This is a genomic window from Streptomyces sp. NPDC047043 (genome assembly GCF_040644055.1).
GTDB lineage: Bacteria > Actinomycetota > Actinomycetes > Streptomycetales > Streptomycetaceae > Streptomyces.
On record NZ_JBEYVO010000088.1, the window covers coordinates 1 to 2,570 of the forward strand.

Sequence of the window (2,570 nt, forward strand, 5' to 3'; positions counted from 1 at the left end):
AGTAGCACGCTCAAGACCCGAAGCGGAGTGATCTAGCCATGGGCAGGTTGAAGCGGAGGTAAGACTTCGTGGAGGACCGAACCCACCAGGGTTGAAAACCTGGGGGATGACCTGTGGTTAGGGGTGAAAGGCCAATCAAACTCCGTGATAGCTGGTTCTCCCCGAAATGCATTTAGGTGCAGCGTCGTGTGTTTCTTGCCGGAGGTAGAGCACTGGATAGGCGATGGGCCCTACCGGGTTACTGACCTTAGCCAAACTCCGAATGCCGGTAAGTGAGAGCGCGGCAGTGAGACTGTGGGGGATAAGCTCCATGGTCGAGAGGGAAACAGCCCAGAGCATCGACTAAGGCCCCTAAGCGTACGCTAAGTGGGAAAGGATGTGGAGTCGCACAGACAACCAGGAGGTTGGCTTAGAAGCAGCCACCCTTGAAAGAGTGCGTAATAGCTCACTGGTCTAGTGATTCCGCGCCGACAATGTAGCGGGGCTCAAGCGTACCGCCGAAGTCGTGTCATTGCAGCATGAGGGCCAACGCCCGCTGTGATGGGTAGGGGAGCGTCGTCTGCCGGGTGAAGCAGCACCGGAAGGTAGTTGTGGACGGTTGACGAGTGAGAATGCAGGCATGAGTAGCGATTCACACGTGGGAAACGTGTGCGCCGATTGACTAAGGGTTCCTGGGTCAAGCTGATCTGCCCAGGGTAAGTCGGGACCTAAGGCGAGGCCGACAGGCGTAGTCGATGGATAACCGGTTGATATTCCGGTACCCGCTGTGAAGCGTCAAACATCGAATCCAGTGATGCTAAGCCCGTGAAGCCGCTGGCTGAGTCTTCGGACGAGGTCGGAGTGGTGGAGCCGGTGACCCGAGCTGGTAGTAGGTGAGTGATGGGGTGACGCAGGAAGGTAGTCCAGCCCGGGCGGTGGTTGTCCCGGGGTAAGGGTGTAGGCCGCAAGGTAGGCAAATCCGCCTTGCATACGGCTGAGACCTGATGCCGAGCCGATTGTGGTGAAGTGGATGATCCTATGCTGTCGAGAAAAGCCTCTAGCGAGTTTCATGGCGGCCCGTACCCTAAACCGACTCAGGTGGTCAGGTAGAGAATACCGAGGCGTTCGGGTGAACTATGGTTAAGGAACTCGGCAAAATGCCCCCGTAACTTCGGGAGAAGGGGGGCCACACCTGGTGATCCGTTTTACACGGTGAGCTGGGGGTGGCCGCAGAGACCAGCGAGAAGCGACTGTTTACTAAAAACACAGGTCCGTGCGAAGCCGTAAGGCGATGTATACGGACTGACGCCTGCCCGGTGCTGGAACGTTAAGGGGACCGGTTAGCTCCATTTCGGTGGGGCGAAGCTGAGAACTTAAGCGCCAGTAAACGGCGGTGGTAACTATAACCATCCTAAGGTAGCGAAATTCCTTGTCGGGTAAGTTCCGACCTGCACGAATGGCGTAACGACTTCTCGACTGTCTCAACCATAGGCCCGGTGAAATTGCACTACGAGTAAAGATGCTCGTTTCGCGCAGCAGGACGGAAAGACCCCGGGACCTTTACTACAGTTTGATATTGGTGTTCGGTTCGGCTTGTGTAGGATAGCTGGGAGACTGTGAACTCCGGACGCCAGTTCGGGGGGAGTCGTCGTTGAAATACCAGTCTGGTCGTGCTGGATGTCTAACCTGGGTCCGTGATCCGGATCAGGGACAGTGTCTGATGGGTAGTTTAACTGGGGCGGTTGCCTCCTAAAGGGTAACGGAGGCGCCCAAAGGTTCCCTCAGCCTGGTTGGCAATCAGGTGTTGAGTGTAAGTGCACAAGGGAGCTTGACTGTGAGACCGACGGGTCGAGCAGGGACGAAAGTCGGGACTAGTGACCCGGCGGTGGCTTGTGGAAGCGCCGTCGCTCAACGGATAAAAGGTACCCCGGGGATAACAGGCTGATCTTCCCCAAGAGTCCATATCGACGGGATGGTTTGGCACCTCGATGTCGGCTCGTCGCATCCTGGGGCTGGAGTCGGTCCCAAGGGTTGGGCTGTTCGCCCATTAAAGCGGTACGCGAGCTGGGTTTAGAACGTCGTGAGACAGTTCGGTCCCTATCCGCTGTGCGCGCAGGAGTCTTGAGAAGGGCTGTCCCTAGTACGAGAGGACCGGGACGGACGAACCTCTGGTGTGCCAGTTGTTCTGCCAAGGGCATGGCTGGTTGGCTACGTTCGGGAGGGATAACCGCTGAAAGCATCTAAGCGGGAAGCCTGCTTCGAGATGAGGACTCCCACCCACTTGATGGGGTAAGGCTCCCAGTAGACGACTGGGTTGATAGGCCGGATCTGGAAGCCAGGCAACTGGTGGAGGTGACCGGTACTAATAGGCCGAGGGCTTGTCCTCAGTTGCTCGCGTCCACTGTGTTGGTTCTGAAACCACGAACAGCCCCACGCCGCCACGCGTGGTGCGGCAGTTCACAGTTTCATAGTGTTTCGGTGGTTATAGCGTGAGGGAAACGCCCGGTTACATTCCGAACCCGGAAGCTAAGCCTTACAGCGCCGATGGTACTGCAGGGGGGACCCTGTGGGAGAGTAGGACGCCGCCGAAC

Annotated in this window: 2 rRNA genes; both read left to right on the forward strand. The window is 57.5% G+C overall.

The window, feature by feature from the left end:
• A 23S ribosomal RNA gene (locus tag ABZ880_RS54345) occupies positions 1-2,365 on the forward strand; the annotation flags it as partial.
• Between the two features lie 88 nt (positions 2,366-2,453).
• Positions 2,454-2,570 (forward strand): 5S ribosomal RNA (rrf, locus tag ABZ880_RS54350).